1 protein-coding gene is annotated in these 539 nt (G+C 58.4%); it reads right to left on the bottom strand.

What is annotated here, in order from left to right:
* Positions 1–113: 113 nt before the first annotated feature.
* Positions 114–539, bottom strand: a 426-nt coding sequence (locus tag AC1D0P_RS27905) for a cell envelope integrity TolA family protein (RefSeq protein ID WP_477679699.1), incomplete at its 5' end; no start/stop codon positions are given.

The raw sequence follows: 539 nt of genomic DNA, 5'->3' as shown, positions 1-539 counted from the left end.
CCCGTGTCGATGCCGAACCGCTGCATGCCCTCGATATTGCGGCCGTCTCGCAGCGATTTCAGATAATCGACGATCTGGGATGCGGTCCAATCGCGCGAGGGGCTTTCCATCACTTACTCCGCCATCGGTCTGAAATTGATCCATACGCTCTTCCAATCCGAATATTGACCGGACGGCAGATCCTTGAATGGGCCACATCGGCGAATGGCGCCGACTGCGGAGGCGGCGATGAATTGGACCTTGCTGGTATTCGGCTCCAGCATCACGGTCTCCACATCCAGCACCGCTCCGTCAGGCGCGAGACGCACATGAAGCATGATTCTGGACGGTCCCGGATCGTAGCCGGAAGGAAGATTCCAGCAGCGGATGATCTCCGCTTTCAACTGACTTGCAAGATTGGATTCTGCAGCCTGGGCTGAACGCCCGGCGCAAGCGGCGATAGCCAATCCCGTAAGCGCCGGAACGATGCGCATCCTATTTCTCAAGCCGTGCCAGCAGCGACGACGTATCCCAGCGATTGCCGCCCATCTGTTGCACAT

It is taken from the genome of Polaromonas sp. P1_G2, assembly GCF_056405515.1.
The sequence above is the reverse complement of the archived record's forward strand: the minus strand, read 5'-3'. Positions and strand labels throughout refer to the sequence as shown.